Raw genomic sequence first — 13,218 nt, 5'->3', positions numbered from 1 at the left:
GGCAGTAATAATGGACAACTTGCCCCTGGGGCCGATGCTCGCGGTAGTCGCCTTGCTGATCTTGTGGTCGGCGCTGTTTACCGCCATCGAAGCCGCCCAGCACCATTTGCTGGCCCTGCGCCCCGGTACTCGTCAAAGCGACAAGGCCGCCGCTCGCCTGAGTTTCCCACGCAACAGCCTGATCCTCTGCAACACCTTGTGCCGCGCCGTGGTGGTGATCCTCTGCACCTTGCTGGCGATCTATGCCTGGGCGGAAAACGGCCCATGGCTCGGCTGGGTGATCTCCTGCGCCGCGCTACTGGTGCTGGCCGACTACCTGCCCCGCACCCTGGCCACCCGCCATCCCCATGCGGTGCTGGGGTTTGGTAATACACTGCTGGGCGTACCTCTGAAAATTCTTTATCCGCTGGCCTGGTTACTTAACGGCATCAGTCTGTTAATGCTGCGTCCGTTTGCCCGCAAGGCCGGTATCGTCAAGAAAAGCGACGAACCACAACCGGACCACGACGATGAACCGGAACCCGAAGCCCCCAACGACCGGGAAGCCGGCATGCCGGGCATCCACGCCCTGGACAACATCACCGTCAATGACATCCTGGTGCCCCGCAGCGAAGTGGACGGTATCAACCTGGATGACCCCATCGAAGAGATCATCGAGCAGTTGCGCACGTCCAAACGCACCCGACTGCCGGTGTTCCACAGCGACATCAATCAGGTCGAAGCGGTGCTCAATACCCGTCAGGTCCAGCACCTGCTGCCGGACGCCAGCCTGACCAAAGACGCGTTGTTGGTGGCCTGCCATGAACCCTACTTCGTCCCCGAAAGCACGCCCCTGCAACTGCAACTGCTGAACTTCCATAAACAGCAGCGACGCCTGGGCATGGTGGTGGACGAATACGGCGAAGTGCTGGGCATCGTGACCCTGGAAGACATTCTCGAAGAAATCGTCGGCGAATTCGAAAGCGAGCACAGTGTGGATAACCCGCACATTGAGCCGCAACTGGATGGCCGCTACGTGATCGACGGTGCAGCCTCGATCCGCGAGCTGAACAAAAGCCTGGGCTGGCACCTGCCCAGCGACGGGCCGAAAACCCTCAACGGCTTGGTGACCGAAGCGTTGGAGACCATTCCCGATTGCGCGGTGTGCCTGAAGATTGGCCGCTATCGCCTGGAAATCGTCGAGACCGAAGACAACCGCGTGAGCAAGGTGCTGATCTGGCATACCAGCACCGTGCCGGTGGCGGCCTGAACGACGGTCAATGTGGGAGCGGCGGTGCGACGATTCGACTTGCTCCCACACAAGCTGCTCCCACATTAGCTTTGCTGCGCTTGCACCTCTTGTTGTATCCACATCCCCCTTCCTATAATCCCCACGGCTTACCCAAGCCCTGCCCGTCCGCGTGCTATCCGCACTCAGTGCGTCCAGGCATCGCGTTACTTTGTCTGACCGGCGCTCGCTCCCATCCCGAGCCGCTCCGCGCACAACCCTGATCCATGGGTGCAAGACCAATAATAATCTGCGCTCAAGCGCGCAATGACTTCAGGGATACGTCAATGAGCACCACCTATAACGAGGCCGCGCCTGCCGCCCCGACCAACTCGACCGCACGGGTTGCTACCGCAAGCATCATCGGCACCGCTATCGAGTTCTACGACTTCTATATCTACGCCACCGCCGCCGCACTGGTGATCGGTCCGGTGTTCTTCCCACAGACATCCGGCACGGCGCAGATGCTCGCGTCATTCCTGACCTTCGGCATCGCCTTTATCGCCCGTCCGCTGGGATCGGCATTGTTCGGCCATTTCGGTGACCGCATTGGCCGCAAATCAACACTGGTGGCGTCCCTGCTGCTGATGGGGGTCTGTACCACGCTGATCGGTTTGCTGCCCGGCTATGACAGCATCGGCGCCTGGGCACCGATCCTGCTCTGCGTGCTGCGCTTCGGCCAGGGTCTGGGCCTTGGCGGAGAATGGGGCGGCGCGGCATTGCTGGCCACGGAGAACGCGCCAAAGGGTAAGCGCGCCTGGTTCGGCATGTTCCCGCAACTGGGGCCATCTATTGGTTTCCTGGCCGCCAACGGGCTGTTCCTGATCCTGGCCATGAACCTGAACGACGAACAATTTCGCAGTTGGGGCTGGCGCATCCCGTTCATCCTCAGCGCAGCGCTGGTGATGGTCGGCTTGTATGCACGACTGAAGCTGCATGAAACCCCGGTCTTCGCCAATGCCGTGGCCAAGGAAGCACCGGTGAAAGTGCCCTTGGTGGAGCTGTTCAGCCAGCATTGGTTGCCAGTGCTGCTGGGCGCGGCCTCGATGGTGGTGTGCTATGCGCTGTTCTATATCACCACGGCGTTTTCCCTGAGCTACGGCGTATCCACACTGGGCTACAGCCGAGAAACCTTCCTCGGACTGCTGTGCTTTGCGGTGCTGTTCATGGGGTTGGCCACGCCATTGGCGGCCTTGGCCAGTGATAAATACGGGCGCAAGCCGGTGCTGATCGTCGGTGCGGTCCTGGCCATTCTGTCGGGCTTTACCATGGAGCCCTTGCTGACCCATGGCTCGACCTGGGCCGTCGCGTTGTTTCTGGCCCTGGAGCTGTTCCTGATGGGCATCACGTTCGCTCCGATGGGCGCGATGTTGCCGGAACTGTTCCCGACCCGGGTGCGTTATACCGGTGCTTCGGCGGCGTATAACCTGGGTGGAATCGTGGGTGCTTCGGCTGCACCCTTCTTCGCTACCAAGCTGGTGGCGATGGGTGGCCTGAGTTATGTCGGCGGGTATGTGTCGGCGGCGGCGTTGCTCAGCTTGATTGCTGTGCTGTGCCTGAAAGAGACGCGGGATAACGATTTGAACAAGGTCGACTGATAGACCGCTTTCGCGAGCAAGTCGAATCGTCGCACCGCCGCTCCCACAGGAGAATGCACTCCAAATGTGGGAGCCGGGCTTGCCCGCGATAGGCGCGCCGCGGTTACAGCTCTACAACAACAGCCTGGGAAGCACGGGTCGCTTTAGCCCGAGCAGCCTCGATCGACTCATCCCGCGCCAACGCCACGCCCATGCGGCGCTGGCCATTCACTTCCGGTTTGCCAAACAGACGCAACGCCGTATCCGGCTCGCTCAGCGCAGCACCGAGGTTGGCGAATGCCGTCTGGGTCGACTGCCCTTCCACCAGAATCACCGCCGAAGCCGATGGCCCGAACTGACGAATCAACGGAATCGGCAAGCCCAGAATCGCCCGCGCGTGCAAGGCAAACTGCGACAAATCCTGGGAAATCAGGGTCACCAGGCCGGTGTCGTGTGGGCGCGGCGACACTTCGCTGAACCACACCTGATCGCCCTTGATGAACAGCTCGACGCCAAACAGGCCTCGACCACCCAGCGCCTCAGTCACGGCTTTGGCCACACGCTCGGACTCGGCCAGAGCAATCGGGCTCATGGCCTGGGGCTGCCAGGACTCCTGGTAGTCGCCCTTCTCCTGACGGTGACCCACTGGCGCGCAGAAGGTGGTACCGCCCACGTGGCGCACGGTCAGCAGGGTGATTTCGTAGTCGAAGTCGATAAAACCTTCGATGATCACCCGGCCTTTGCCGGCACGGCCGCCTTCCTGGGCGTAGTCCCAGGCTTTTTGCACGTCATCGGCACTGCGCAGCAGGCTCTGGCCCTTGCCCGACGAGCTCATTACCGGCTTCACAACACATGGGAAACCGAGGTCTTCGACGGCCTTGCGGTAGTCTTCCACGGTATCGGCGAAATGGTACGGCGAGGTCGGCAGATCCAACTCTTCAGCGGCCAGACGACGAATGCCTTCGCGGTTCATGGTCAGCAGTGCAGCGCGAGCGGTAGGAATCACGGTGAAGCCTTCGGATTCCAGCTCCACCAGGGTGGAAGTGGCGATGGCTTCGATTTCCGGGACGATGTAGTGCGGTTTCTCCGCCTCGATCACCGCACGCAGGGCGGCGCCATCGAGCATGTTGATCACATGGCTGCGGTGGGCAACCTGCATGGCCGGCGCGTTGGCGTAGCGATCCACGGCAATCACTTCAACGCCCAGGCGTTGCAGTTCGATTACCACTTCCTTGCCCAGCTCACCGCAGCCACACAGCAAAACGCGGGTCGCGGTTGGCGACAATGGAGTTCCGATTCGGGTCATCTCAGGTCCTCAGGGGAGCGGATCGTAGGGAGAAAGGCCGGCATTTTACATGAACTGTAAAGATTGGCCTCAGTTGGCGACACGCTGCTTGCGTATACGCCAGGCCATGGCCAGCCAAACAACGGTCACCCCGGCGAATTTCGAGACCAGCGCGGTCCCCGCCACGGCGGGCGTCAGGGCACCGATCAGGCCGAAGAAGATAAAGGTATCGAGGGGGATACTCAGTGCCGAGCTTATCCACAGTCGATCGTGCAGTGGACGCTTGGTGATGCTGAACACCAGCCAGTCAATGCACTCGGAGACCGCAAACGCCGTAGCGCTGGCCAGGGCAATGGCGGGATCGGACGTGACATAGGACAGCACCAGCGCCGCCAGCATCGCGATGATCGCGCCATGACCAAAGCGGGTTTGCACCATGTCACGCAAGACAAACACCAGGCCGCCCCAGGCGGACCAGATGACGTCCAGGTGCGGGGCGGTGGAAAAAGCGAAGTTGATCAGCACGACGCTGCTGATATAGGCGATCAGGAAAAACATGGGGCGAAGGACCTGTGGGTAAGGGGCACAGGGTACTCTGTGGCGAGGGGGCTTGTCCCCCGTTGGGCTGCGAAGCGGCCCTAAAACCTACAACAGAGATTTACCTGCCTGGCTGCGGTGACTTAACTGGGGCTGCTGCGCAGCCCAGCGGGGGACAAGCCCCCTCGCCACAGGGTTAGGCGCCAGATTTTCCGGGGATCATCCACATCATCCCGCTCGCCTTCGCCCGCTCATGGCACAACCCCAACACCACACGCCGCTCGGCATTGTCCATGCGACTCCAGCGAGTGATCTCATCGACGTTGCGCTGACAACCCGTGCAGATGTCATCGTCATCCAGCGCACAAATACTCACGCAAGGCGAAGCCACTGGGCGTTCCGGCGTGTTCATTCTTCCTGCTCAACCAGATCACGGGCATAACGCTGGGCGTTATGCACATAGTGCGCGGCGCTGGCCTCCAGCATTTTCTTCTGCGCTTCGGTCAATTCCCGCACCACTTTGCCCGGCGAGCCCATCACCAGTGAACCATCGGGAATTTCCTTGCCCTCGCCGATCAGCGAGTTGGCGCCGATGATGCAGTACTTGCCGATCTTCGCGCCGTTGAGGATGACCGCATTGATGCCGATCAGGCTGTAATCGTCGACGGTGCAGCCATGCAGCATGGCGTTATGGCCAATGGTCACGCCGGTGCCCAGGGTCAGCGGGTAGCCCATGTCGGTGTGCATCACGCTGCCGTCTTGCACGTTGCTGTTCTTGCCGATCAGGATAAGTTCGTTATCGCCACGCAATACCGCGTTGAACCAGACGTTGGCGCCCTCCTCCAACTTGACCTTGCCCACCAGCGTGGCGTTGGGAGCTACCCAACTCTGGGGATGGGTCTCGACTCGGGCGTCGCCCAGGCGGTATTTCATGGTGTGGCCCTCACGGCGTGCCATACGAAACGATGGCTTATTAAGTGTTGATAAAGCTTTTGGGCGGACGGTGCAGGCTGATATCAGCGTCGTCATAGAGCAGATTGATCAGCTCGACAATCATGATCGCCGTCAGCCCCCAAATCTTGTACTCGCCAAACCGATAGCTGGGCACGTACCAACTGCGGCCCTGGTAATCGATACGGTGGGTGTGCTCGCGCGGGTCCTGGCGGAAAAACTCCAGGGGTACGCTGAAGACAGCGGCGATTTCGGCGTCGTTGGCCAGGTACTCCACGTAATCGGGGATGATACCGACATAAGGTGTGACGCGAATGCCGTGCAGGGAAATCAAGGGGCTTAGCGGGCCGACCACTTCCACCAGGCCCGGCGGCAGGCCGATTTCTTCTTCGGCCTCGCGCAAAGCGGTGAATATCAGGTCGGGGTCTTCAGGATCGCGCCGTCCGCCAGGAAACGCCACTTCACCGCCATGGGTCGACAAACCGCTGGCCCGAAGCGTCAGGATCAGCTCCGGCTCATCACTGCGGGTGATCGGTACGAGCACGGCAGCCTCCGGGAAACGGCCGTCAGCCTCCAGTGCGTGTGGCGTATGATTGCTTACCCGGCGAAGTAGCTCGTCCAGCATGAGTCATCTCGATCTGTTGGCTACTTTGCATCATGCACCAAAGCGTGCAGGCGCCCAACCCCAAAACCCGGGCGGTGTCGCTAAACGACAACTTGCAGGCCCAACCCTGCCACGCCAAGATAGGCGCACTCGTCAGGAACCCCAGCATGAACTTCTGTAGCCAGTGCGGTAAACCGGTCACCCAACGCATTCCCGAAGGCGACGCACGCCTGCGTTATGTCTGCGATCACTGTCAGACCATTCACTACCAAAACCCCAATATCGTCGCCGGTACCGTGCCGGTCTGGGGCGACCAGGTGCTGCTGTGCCGCCGCGCCATCGAGCCACGCCTGGGCTTCTGGACACTGCCCGCAGGCTTCATGGAAAACGGCGAGACCGTGGAACAGGCCGCCATGCGCGAAACCATGGAAGAAGCCTGCGCCCGAGTGCGCAACCTGAGCATCTATACCCTGATCGACGTGCCGCACATCAGCCAGGTGCATATTTTCTATCGCGCCGAGCTGATCGACCTGGATTTTTCCGCCGGTCCCGAGAGCCTGGAAGTACGGCTATTTGATGAAGCCGACATCCCTTGGTCCGAGCTGGCTTTCCGCACAGTCGGGCGTACCCTAGAATGCTTTTTCGCTGACCGTCGGCAACAGTCGTATCCAGTGCGCAGCGAATCAGTACCGCCATTGACTGCGTTGGCCAAATAACAATCCAGACAGTACGTAGTCTTCTAAGGGATATCGCTTGATGCGTTGGTTGCTTGCTCTGATTTGCCTGTCGTTCGCCACGCTGTCGCCGGCCTCTACCCTGGAGACCCTGAACGGTAAACCTGTCGAAAAGATCCTGGTTCTCAAATCTGCTCGTCAGTTGCAACTGATCAATGACGGCAAGTCCCTCAAGACCTACCGTATTTCCCTGGGCAGGAACCCCAAGGGCACCAAGCTGATGGAAGGCGACCGCAGAACCCCGGAAGGCCTCTATTGGATCGACTGGCGCAAGACCAGCGACCGCTTCAACCTGTCCATGCACATCTCCTATCCCAACATTACTGACGCCGCCCGTGCGCGCCGCGAAGGCGTACTGCCGGGCGGCATGATCATGATCCACGGCACCCCCGACGCCGAGGATTACCCGGAAGAGTGGTTCCACACCCTGGACTGGACCGACGGCTGCATCGGCATGCGCAATGTCGACATGCGTGAGGTCTGGAATCTGGTCAAGGACGGCACGCTGATCGAAATTCGGCCGTAACCCTCTACCGTTCGTAAAAAATTCAAAAAAAATCCCAGCCTTCGGCGATGCCTGCCGGTGAATACCAGTTCACCTGCCAGGCACGACCGGAGGCTGCGCGCTTCCGCCACAAAGAAAGACCTCTCTAATACCACTTGATTCGGCGCACCATAAAGACGCCCGTAAACGCTTGCCTGCACCATTTCCGTGGCATTGACATGGTATTTAAGTGGTATTAATTTCCGACCACTACCGGGCGACAACACTCCAATAACCGCATCGGAAACCCTACAGATGAACCCGATCCTGGCCTTGCGCCCTGACGACAAACAATCCACGCCGCTGTACCTGCAACTGGCCCGTAACCTGGAAGCCGCGATTCATGCTGGCCAGTGGAAATCCGAGCAGGCATTGCCATCGGAGCGCGCCCTGAGCGAGCAGTTGAGTATTTCCCGGGTGACCGCCCGCAAGGCGCTGGAAGTGCTGTTCGCCCAAGGCCTGATCCGCCGCAGCCAGGGTTCCGGAACGTTTATTACGCCGCGCCTTGAGCAGCCGCTGTCGCGCCTCTCGGGTTTCAGCGAAATGCTGCGGCTCAAGGGCTTTGTCCCCACCTCCCAATGGCTGGAACGGGACATTACCCCACCGACCCACGAAGAACTGATCCGCTTGTGCCTTTCGCCCACCGACAAAGTGGCGCGGCTCAAACGCCTGCGTAAGGCCGACGACACGGTCATGGCGATCGAAATGACAGCCATGCCGGCCTCGGTGCTGCCGCAACCGCAAGCCATCGGCAACTCGCTCTATGAATACCTGGAAAGCATCGGCAAACCCATCGTGCGCGCCCTGCAGCACATCCAGGCGATCAACGCCTCGGACGAGTTCGCCGCCCTGGTGGGCATCGCCCCCGGCGCCGCCATGTTGCTGATGACCCGCGTCGGCTACACCGCCGACAACACGCCCATTGAAATCACCGACACCTACTGCCGCAACGATTACTACGACTTTGTCGCAGAGCTTCGACGCTAGAAAGCCGCGTCGATATGACTTTGCCGCCAATTGCGAGACTTAGAGAACTGCCCATGTCCGAAGACAACATCCTCACGCCCCAAGGCTGGATTCGCGGCCGCCTGGTGCACCACAACGGTAAAGTCATTGCCGTTGAAGGTGTGCCCTGCGACCCGACCGAAAATGACCTGCCGTACCTGCTGCCGGGCTTTATCGACCTGCACGTTCATGGCGGCGGCGGCAAAGACATCATGGAAGGCACCGAGGCCTTCGAGACCATCACCCGCACCCATGTGCGGTTTGGCACCACCTCGCTGCTGGCCACCACCATGACTGCGCCGGTAGACGAAATCTCCAGCGTGTTAGGCGCCCTCGGCCGCTTCTGCGAAAGCCGCCCGACGGGCAGCGCCCGTGTCCTCGGCGTGCACTTGGAAGGTCCTTACATCAACCCCGGAAAACTCGGCGCACAACCGAACTTCGCCCACACCGCGCTGATGGCCGAAGTGGAAGAGTATTTGCGCCTGGCGCCAATCCGGGTGATCACCATTGCCCCGGAAATCGCCGGCCACGATGCGTTGATCCGCGCCCTCAGCGCGCGGGGCGTGCGTATGCAGATCGGCCACACACTGGGCAGCTATGAAGAAGGCGTCGCCGCCCTCGCCGCCGGCGCCACCAGCTTCACCCATTTGTACAACGCCATGAGCCCGCTGCATCACCGCGAGCCGGGCATCGTCGGCGCGGCCCTGGCCCATGCCCAATATGCCGAACTGATCCCCGACCTGCTGCACGTCCACCCGGGCGCCATGCGCGTGGCCCTGCGCTCGATTCCGTGCCTGTACTGCGTCACCGACTCCACCGCCGCCGCCGGCATGCCCGACGGTGAATACAAGCTGGGCAGCCACACCGTGACCAAATGCCTGGGCGGCGTACGCCTGGCTGACGGCACCCTCGCTGGCAGCACCCTGACCATGGATCAGGCGCTGCGAAATCTGGTGAAGATCGGACTGCCCATCAGCGAAGCCTCACAACGCCTGTCGCAATTTCCTGCGGACTACCTGGGCCTGGAAGAACGTGGTCGCCTGCAACCCGGCAGCTTTGCCGACTGCGTGCGCCTGGACCGCTCCCTGAACCTCACCGACGTAATGGTCGAAGGAGAAACCATTGACTTCAAAAATGCTTGAAGAGGCCCTGTCCTCCTGTGAGGCCGTCGAGGCCCAGCTGCAACGCCTGGACCCACTACTGGAGGAAGTCGCCGGCCGCCTGCGCCGCCAGCCGCCGCAAGTAGCGATGACGATCGCTCGGGGCAGTTCTGACCACGCCGCCAGTTACTTCGCCTACCTGACCATGCAACACCTGGGGATTCCGGTGGCGTCGCTGCCGATGTCAGTGGTGACCATGCTGCAATCGCCGCTGAAAGTCAGCGGCCAGGTGGCGTTCGGCTTCTCCCAGTCGGGGCAGAGCCCGGACCTGGTCAACAGCCTGCGCTTGTTGCGCAAGCGTGGCGCCCTGAGCATTTCCATGGTCAACGCTGAAGATTCGCCCCTGGAAGCCGCGTGCGAATTCCACGTACCGCTGTGCGCCGGGCCGGAAAACAGCGTCGCAGCTACCAAAAGCTTTATCGCCACCCTGAGCGCCAGCGCCCAATTGATCGGCCACTGGAACCAGGAAGACGGTCTTCTGGAAGCCTGCCATGCCTTGCCGGATGGCTTGCGTGAAGCTGCCAAACAGGATTGGCGCCTGGCCATCGACGCCTTGCGCGACTGCCAACGCCTGATGGTCATCGGCCGTGGCGCCGGCTTTGCCATCGCCCAGGAAGCCGCGCTCAAGCTCAAGGAAACCTCGGCGATCCAGGCCGAAGCCTTCAGCAGCGCCGAAGTGCGCCACGGGCCGATGGCCCTGATCGACGAAAACTATCCGCTGCTGGTCTTCGCCCCGCGCGGTGCCGAACAAGCCGGATTGCTGACGTTGGCCGCCGACATGCGCCAGCGCGGCGCCCGTGTACTGCTGGCGGCGCCCGACGATATCGCCGAGCGCGACCTGACCCTGACTCGCGCCGAACACCCAGCCCTGGACCCAATCCTGGCGATCCAGAGCTTTTACGTGATGGCTGCAGGCCTGGCTGAAGCCCGGGGCATGGACCCGGACCAGCCGCGTCACCTGAGCAAAGTTACCCGTACCCACTGAGTTGATTTCCGCCGTTTCCTGATGAGTACCGTGCCCATGTCCCACAATAATAATGACCTCACCCTCAGCGCGCCCCTCAGTGGGCCGGTGCTGACCCTGGGCAACGTTCCTGATGAGGTGTTCGCCAGCGGTGCCATGGGCGACGGCATTGCCATTGACCCGCTCAACGACTGCCTGCATGCACCGTGCGACGGCGTGGTGATCCATGTCGCCCGCACCGGCCACGCCCTGACGATTCGTGCCGACAACGGTGCCGAAGTGTTACTGCACGTAGGCATCGACACCGTCGAGTTGAAAGGCGAGGGTTTCGCCTTGTTGGTCAAGGAAGGCGCGCGGGTCCGTGATGGACAGGCGTTGGTGCGCTTTGACCTGGACCGTATCGCCCGCCAGTGCAAAAGCCTGATCAGCTTGATCATCGTCACCAATGGCGATCAGTTCGAGCTGCAACCGATTGCCTCGCAGACGATCAAGGTTGGCGAGCCGATGCTGCGAGTAGTTTCTCGCCACGCCTCCACCGTACGCCCCATGGCTGCCGACGACTCTCACACTGAAGCCAGCGCCAGCATTCGCATCACTCACCGGGGTGGTCTGCATGCACGGCCGGCCGCCCTGATCCGCAAGACCGCCCAGGGTTTCAGCAGCCAGTCACAGCTGCATTTCGCCGGAAAATCAGCGTCGTGCGACAGCCTGATCGGCCTGATGGGGCTGGGCATCGGTGAACAAGATGAGGTGCAGGTCACTTGCCGTGGCAAGGACTGCGACGCTGCGTTGCAGGCGCTGATCGACGCGCTGTCGGTCGCGGTCAGCGAAGAGCCTCATGCACCGGTAGCCGACGCCCCACGCGTGGTCAACACCGAAGTCGGTGTACTGCAAGGCGTATGCGGCGCGCCCGGCCTGGTCTGCGGGCCGCTGTTCCGGCTGAACGGGATTGAGTTGCCGCAGGACTCAGGCAACCACTCGGCCGACGAGCAATTGCAGCACCTGGACAGCGCCCTGGAACAGGTGCGCAGCGAAATCCGCAACACCCTGGACCACGCCCGTCAGCGCAAGGCCGTCGAGGAAGAAGAGATCTTCGCCGCCCACCTGGCGTTGCTGGAAGACCCGACCCTGCTGGAGGCCGCCACTGGCTCCATTGAACAAGGCAGCGCTGCCACTCACGCCTGGCGTGATGCGATCCAGGCCCAGTGCGACGTACTCCTGGCCTTGGGCAAACCCTTGTTCGCCGAGCGCGCCAACGACCTGCGGGACTTGCAGCAACGTGTGCTGCGGGCGCTTCTGGGGGAAGCCTGGCATTTCGAGTTGCCTGCGGGGGCCATTGTCGCCGCCCATGAATTGACCCCCTCGGATTTGCTGCAACTGAGCGCACAAAACGCTGCTGGCATCTGCATGGCCGAAGGCGGTGCAACCTCTCATGTGGCGATTCTCGCCCGGGGCAAAGGTTTGCCGTGTGTAGTCGCACTGGGCGCCGAAGTACTCGATGTACCGACAGGCCAACGTGTGGTGCTGGACGCCGTCAATGGTCGCCTGGAACTCACGCCGGACGATGCACGCCACGCCCAGGTCCACCAGATTCGCGATGCGCAAAAGCTGCGGCGTCAGGAACAACAGGCCCAGGCTCAAGCACCGGCCAGTACCCTGGATGGTGTGGGCATTGAAGTAGCGGCCAATGTCGCCTCCAGCGCCGAAGCGCAGGTGGCTCATGAAAACGGTGCCGATGGTGTCGGCCTGCTGCGTACTGAATTTCTGTTCGTCGACCGCCGTACAGCACCCGATGAACAAGAGCAGCGCCAGGCCTATCAAGCGGTATTGGATGCCATGGGCGACAAATCCGTGATCATCCGCACCATCGACGTCGGCGGCGACAAGCAGCTCGACTATCTGCCGCTGCCCGCCGAAGCCAACCCGGTGCTCGGTCTACGTGGCATTCGCATGGCCCAAGTGCGCCCGGAACTGCTGGATCAGCAACTGCGTGCGCTACTCCAGGTCAGCCCGCTGCAACGCTGCCGGATCCTGTTGCCGATGGTCAGCGAAGTCGACGAGTTGCTGCACATTCGCCAGCGTCTCGACGAGCTGTGCGCCGAGCTGGAGCTGACCCAACGCCCGGAACTCGGCGTGATGATCGAAGTGCCCGCCGCCGCGCTGATGGCCGAGCAACTGGCCGAGCACGCGGACTTTTTGTCCATCGGCACCAACGACCTGTCCCAGTACACCCTGGCCATGGACCGCGACCACGCCGGCCTCGCCGCACGGGTCGATGCAATGCACCCGGCGCTGCTGCGGCTGATCGCCCAGACCTGCATCGGCGCCGCCAAGCATGGGCGCTGGGTTGGTGTGTGCGGCGCTCTGGCATCTGATCCATTGGCCACGCCGGTACTAATCGGCCTGGGCGTCAGCGAGCTGTCCGTCAGCCCGCCGCAAATCGCAGAAATCAAGGACCGCGTCCGCCACATGGACGCGGCTCAATGCCGGCAACTGAGCCAAGGCCTGCTTAACCTGAGCAGCGCCAAGGCCGTTCGCCAAGCCTGTCAACACCACTGGCCGCTGAGCTGACAACAACAAGAAAAAAGGA

The 13,218-nt window shown here is 61.7% G+C and carries 13 protein-coding genes; 8 read left to right on the top strand and 5 right to left on the bottom strand.

The window, feature by feature from the left end:
* The first annotated feature begins 10 nt into the window (after positions 1-10).
* A complete protein-coding gene (locus tag HKK55_RS02020; protein WP_169353129.1) occupies positions 11-1,249 on the top strand; it encodes a transporter associated domain-containing protein in 1,239 nt (412 codons plus the stop codon).
* Positions 1,250-1,554: 305 nt separating this feature from the next.
* Positions 1,555-2,865 (top strand): MFS transporter, encoded by a 1,311-nt coding sequence (locus tag HKK55_RS02015; protein WP_169353128.1) that lies wholly within the window; start codon positions 1,555-1,557, stop codon positions 2,863-2,865.
* Between the two features lie 103 nt (positions 2,866-2,968).
* Here the strand turns inward: HKK55_RS02015 and purT are convergent, their stop codons facing one another.
* The 5 genes from purT to HKK55_RS01990 all read right to left on the bottom strand — a co-directional run bounded on the left by purT (position 2,969) and on the right by HKK55_RS01990 (position 6,242).
* Positions 2,969-4,150, bottom strand: coding sequence for a formate-dependent phosphoribosylglycinamide formyltransferase (gene purT, locus HKK55_RS02010; RefSeq protein WP_169353127.1), 1,182 nt, complete (start codon positions 4,148-4,150; stop codon positions 2,969-2,971).
* Between the two features lie 69 nt (positions 4,151-4,219).
* A complete protein-coding gene (locus HKK55_RS02005; RefSeq protein ID WP_169353126.1) occupies positions 4,220-4,687 on the bottom strand; it encodes a preQ0 transporter in 468 nt (155 codons plus the stop codon).
* A 175-nt stretch (positions 4,688-4,862) separates the two neighbouring features.
* The gene (locus HKK55_RS02000; protein ID WP_169353125.1) at positions 4,863-5,078 is read right to left on the bottom strand and encodes a DUF1289 domain-containing protein; all 216 of its coding nucleotides are present in this window, start codon (positions 5,076-5,078) and stop codon (positions 4,863-4,865) included.
* Positions 5,075-5,599 carry a gamma carbonic anhydrase family protein gene (locus HKK55_RS01995; protein ID WP_169353124.1) on the bottom strand — a complete coding sequence of 175 codons (525 nt, stop codon included), beginning with the start codon at positions 5,597-5,599 and terminating at the stop codon, positions 5,075-5,077. Before HKK55_RS01995 ends, HKK55_RS02000 begins: the two co-directional genes overlap by 4 nt.
* A gap of 40 nt (positions 5,600-5,639) precedes the next feature.
* Complete coding sequence (locus tag HKK55_RS01990; RefSeq protein WP_169353123.1) at positions 5,640-6,242, bottom strand: CoA pyrophosphatase; 603 nt, start codon at positions 6,240-6,242, stop codon at positions 5,640-5,642.
* Positions 6,243-6,388: 146 nt separating this feature from the next.
* On the opposite strand from HKK55_RS01990, the gene HKK55_RS01985 reads away from it, so the two are divergent.
* From HKK55_RS01985 to ptsP, 6 genes are all read left to right on the top strand, one after another.
* Entirely contained in the window at positions 6,389-6,937 is a 549-nt protein-coding gene (locus HKK55_RS01985) for an NUDIX hydrolase (RefSeq protein ID WP_169353122.1), read from the top strand.
* A gap of 40 nt (positions 6,938-6,977) precedes the next feature.
* Entirely contained in the window at positions 6,978-7,481 is a 504-nt protein-coding gene (locus HKK55_RS01980; RefSeq protein WP_169353121.1) for a murein L,D-transpeptidase family protein, read from the top strand.
* Between the two features lie 273 nt (positions 7,482-7,754).
* Positions 7,755-8,486 carry a GntR family transcriptional regulator gene (locus HKK55_RS01975; protein WP_169353120.1) on the top strand — a complete coding sequence of 244 codons (732 nt, stop codon included), beginning with the start codon at positions 7,755-7,757 and terminating at the stop codon, positions 8,484-8,486.
* A 53-nt stretch (positions 8,487-8,539) separates the two neighbouring features.
* A complete protein-coding gene (gene nagA, locus HKK55_RS01970) occupies positions 8,540-9,646 on the top strand; it encodes an N-acetylglucosamine-6-phosphate deacetylase (RefSeq protein ID WP_169353119.1) in 1,107 nt (368 codons plus the stop codon).
* Complete coding sequence (locus tag HKK55_RS01965) at positions 9,627-10,649, top strand: SIS domain-containing protein (protein ID WP_169353118.1); 1,023 nt, start codon at positions 9,627-9,629, stop codon at positions 10,647-10,649. The genes nagA and HKK55_RS01965 overlap by 20 nt, the downstream gene beginning before the upstream one ends.
* Positions 10,650-10,685: 36 nt before the next feature.
* Entirely contained in the window at positions 10,686-13,199 is a 2,514-nt protein-coding gene (gene ptsP / locus HKK55_RS01960) for a phosphoenolpyruvate--protein phosphotransferase (protein ID WP_169353117.1), read from the top strand.
* Positions 13,200-13,218 lie beyond the last annotated feature (19 nt).

It is taken from the genome of Pseudomonas sp. ADAK18, from assembly GCF_012935695.1.
Classification (GTDB): Bacteria; Pseudomonadota; Gammaproteobacteria; order Pseudomonadales; family Pseudomonadaceae; genus Aquipseudomonas.
The sequence above is the reverse complement of the archived record's forward strand: the minus strand, read 5'-3'. Positions and strand labels throughout refer to the sequence as shown.

Bases quoted from the DNA above. Each gene is read 5' to 3' on its own strand.
- HKK55_RS02005 (WP_169353126.1), bottom strand. From the start codon at position 4,687: ATGTTTTTCCTGATCGCCTATATCAGCAGCGTCGTGCTGATCAACTTC.
- purT (WP_169353127.1), bottom strand. From the start codon at position 4,150: ATGACCCGAATCGGAACTCCATTGTCGCCAACCGCGACCCGCGTTTTG.
- HKK55_RS01985 (WP_169353122.1), top strand. From the start codon at position 6,389: ATGAACTTCTGTAGCCAGTGCGGTAAACCGGTCACCCAACGCATTCCC.
- HKK55_RS02020 (WP_169353129.1), top strand. From the start codon at position 11: ATGGACAACTTGCCCCTGGGGCCGATGCTCGCGGTAGTCGCCTTGCTG.
- HKK55_RS02015 (WP_169353128.1), top strand. From the start codon at position 1,555: ATGAGCACCACCTATAACGAGGCCGCGCCTGCCGCCCCGACCAACTCG.
- ptsP (WP_169353117.1), top strand. From the start codon at position 10,686: ATGTCCCACAATAATAATGACCTCACCCTCAGCGCGCCCCTCAGTGGG.
- HKK55_RS01980 (WP_169353121.1), top strand. From the start codon at position 6,978: ATGCGTTGGTTGCTTGCTCTGATTTGCCTGTCGTTCGCCACGCTGTCG.
- HKK55_RS01995 (WP_169353124.1), bottom strand. From the start codon at position 5,599: ATGAAATACCGCCTGGGCGACGCCCGAGTCGAGACCCATCCCCAGAGT.
- HKK55_RS02000 (WP_169353125.1), bottom strand. From the start codon at position 5,078: ATGAACACGCCGGAACGCCCAGTGGCTTCGCCTTGCGTGAGTATTTGT.
- HKK55_RS01990 (WP_169353123.1), bottom strand. From the start codon at position 6,242: ATGCTGGACGAGCTACTTCGCCGGGTAAGCAATCATACGCCACACGCA.
- nagA (WP_169353119.1), top strand. From the start codon at position 8,540: ATGTCCGAAGACAACATCCTCACGCCCCAAGGCTGGATTCGCGGCCGC.
- HKK55_RS01975 (WP_169353120.1), top strand. From the start codon at position 7,755: ATGAACCCGATCCTGGCCTTGCGCCCTGACGACAAACAATCCACGCCG.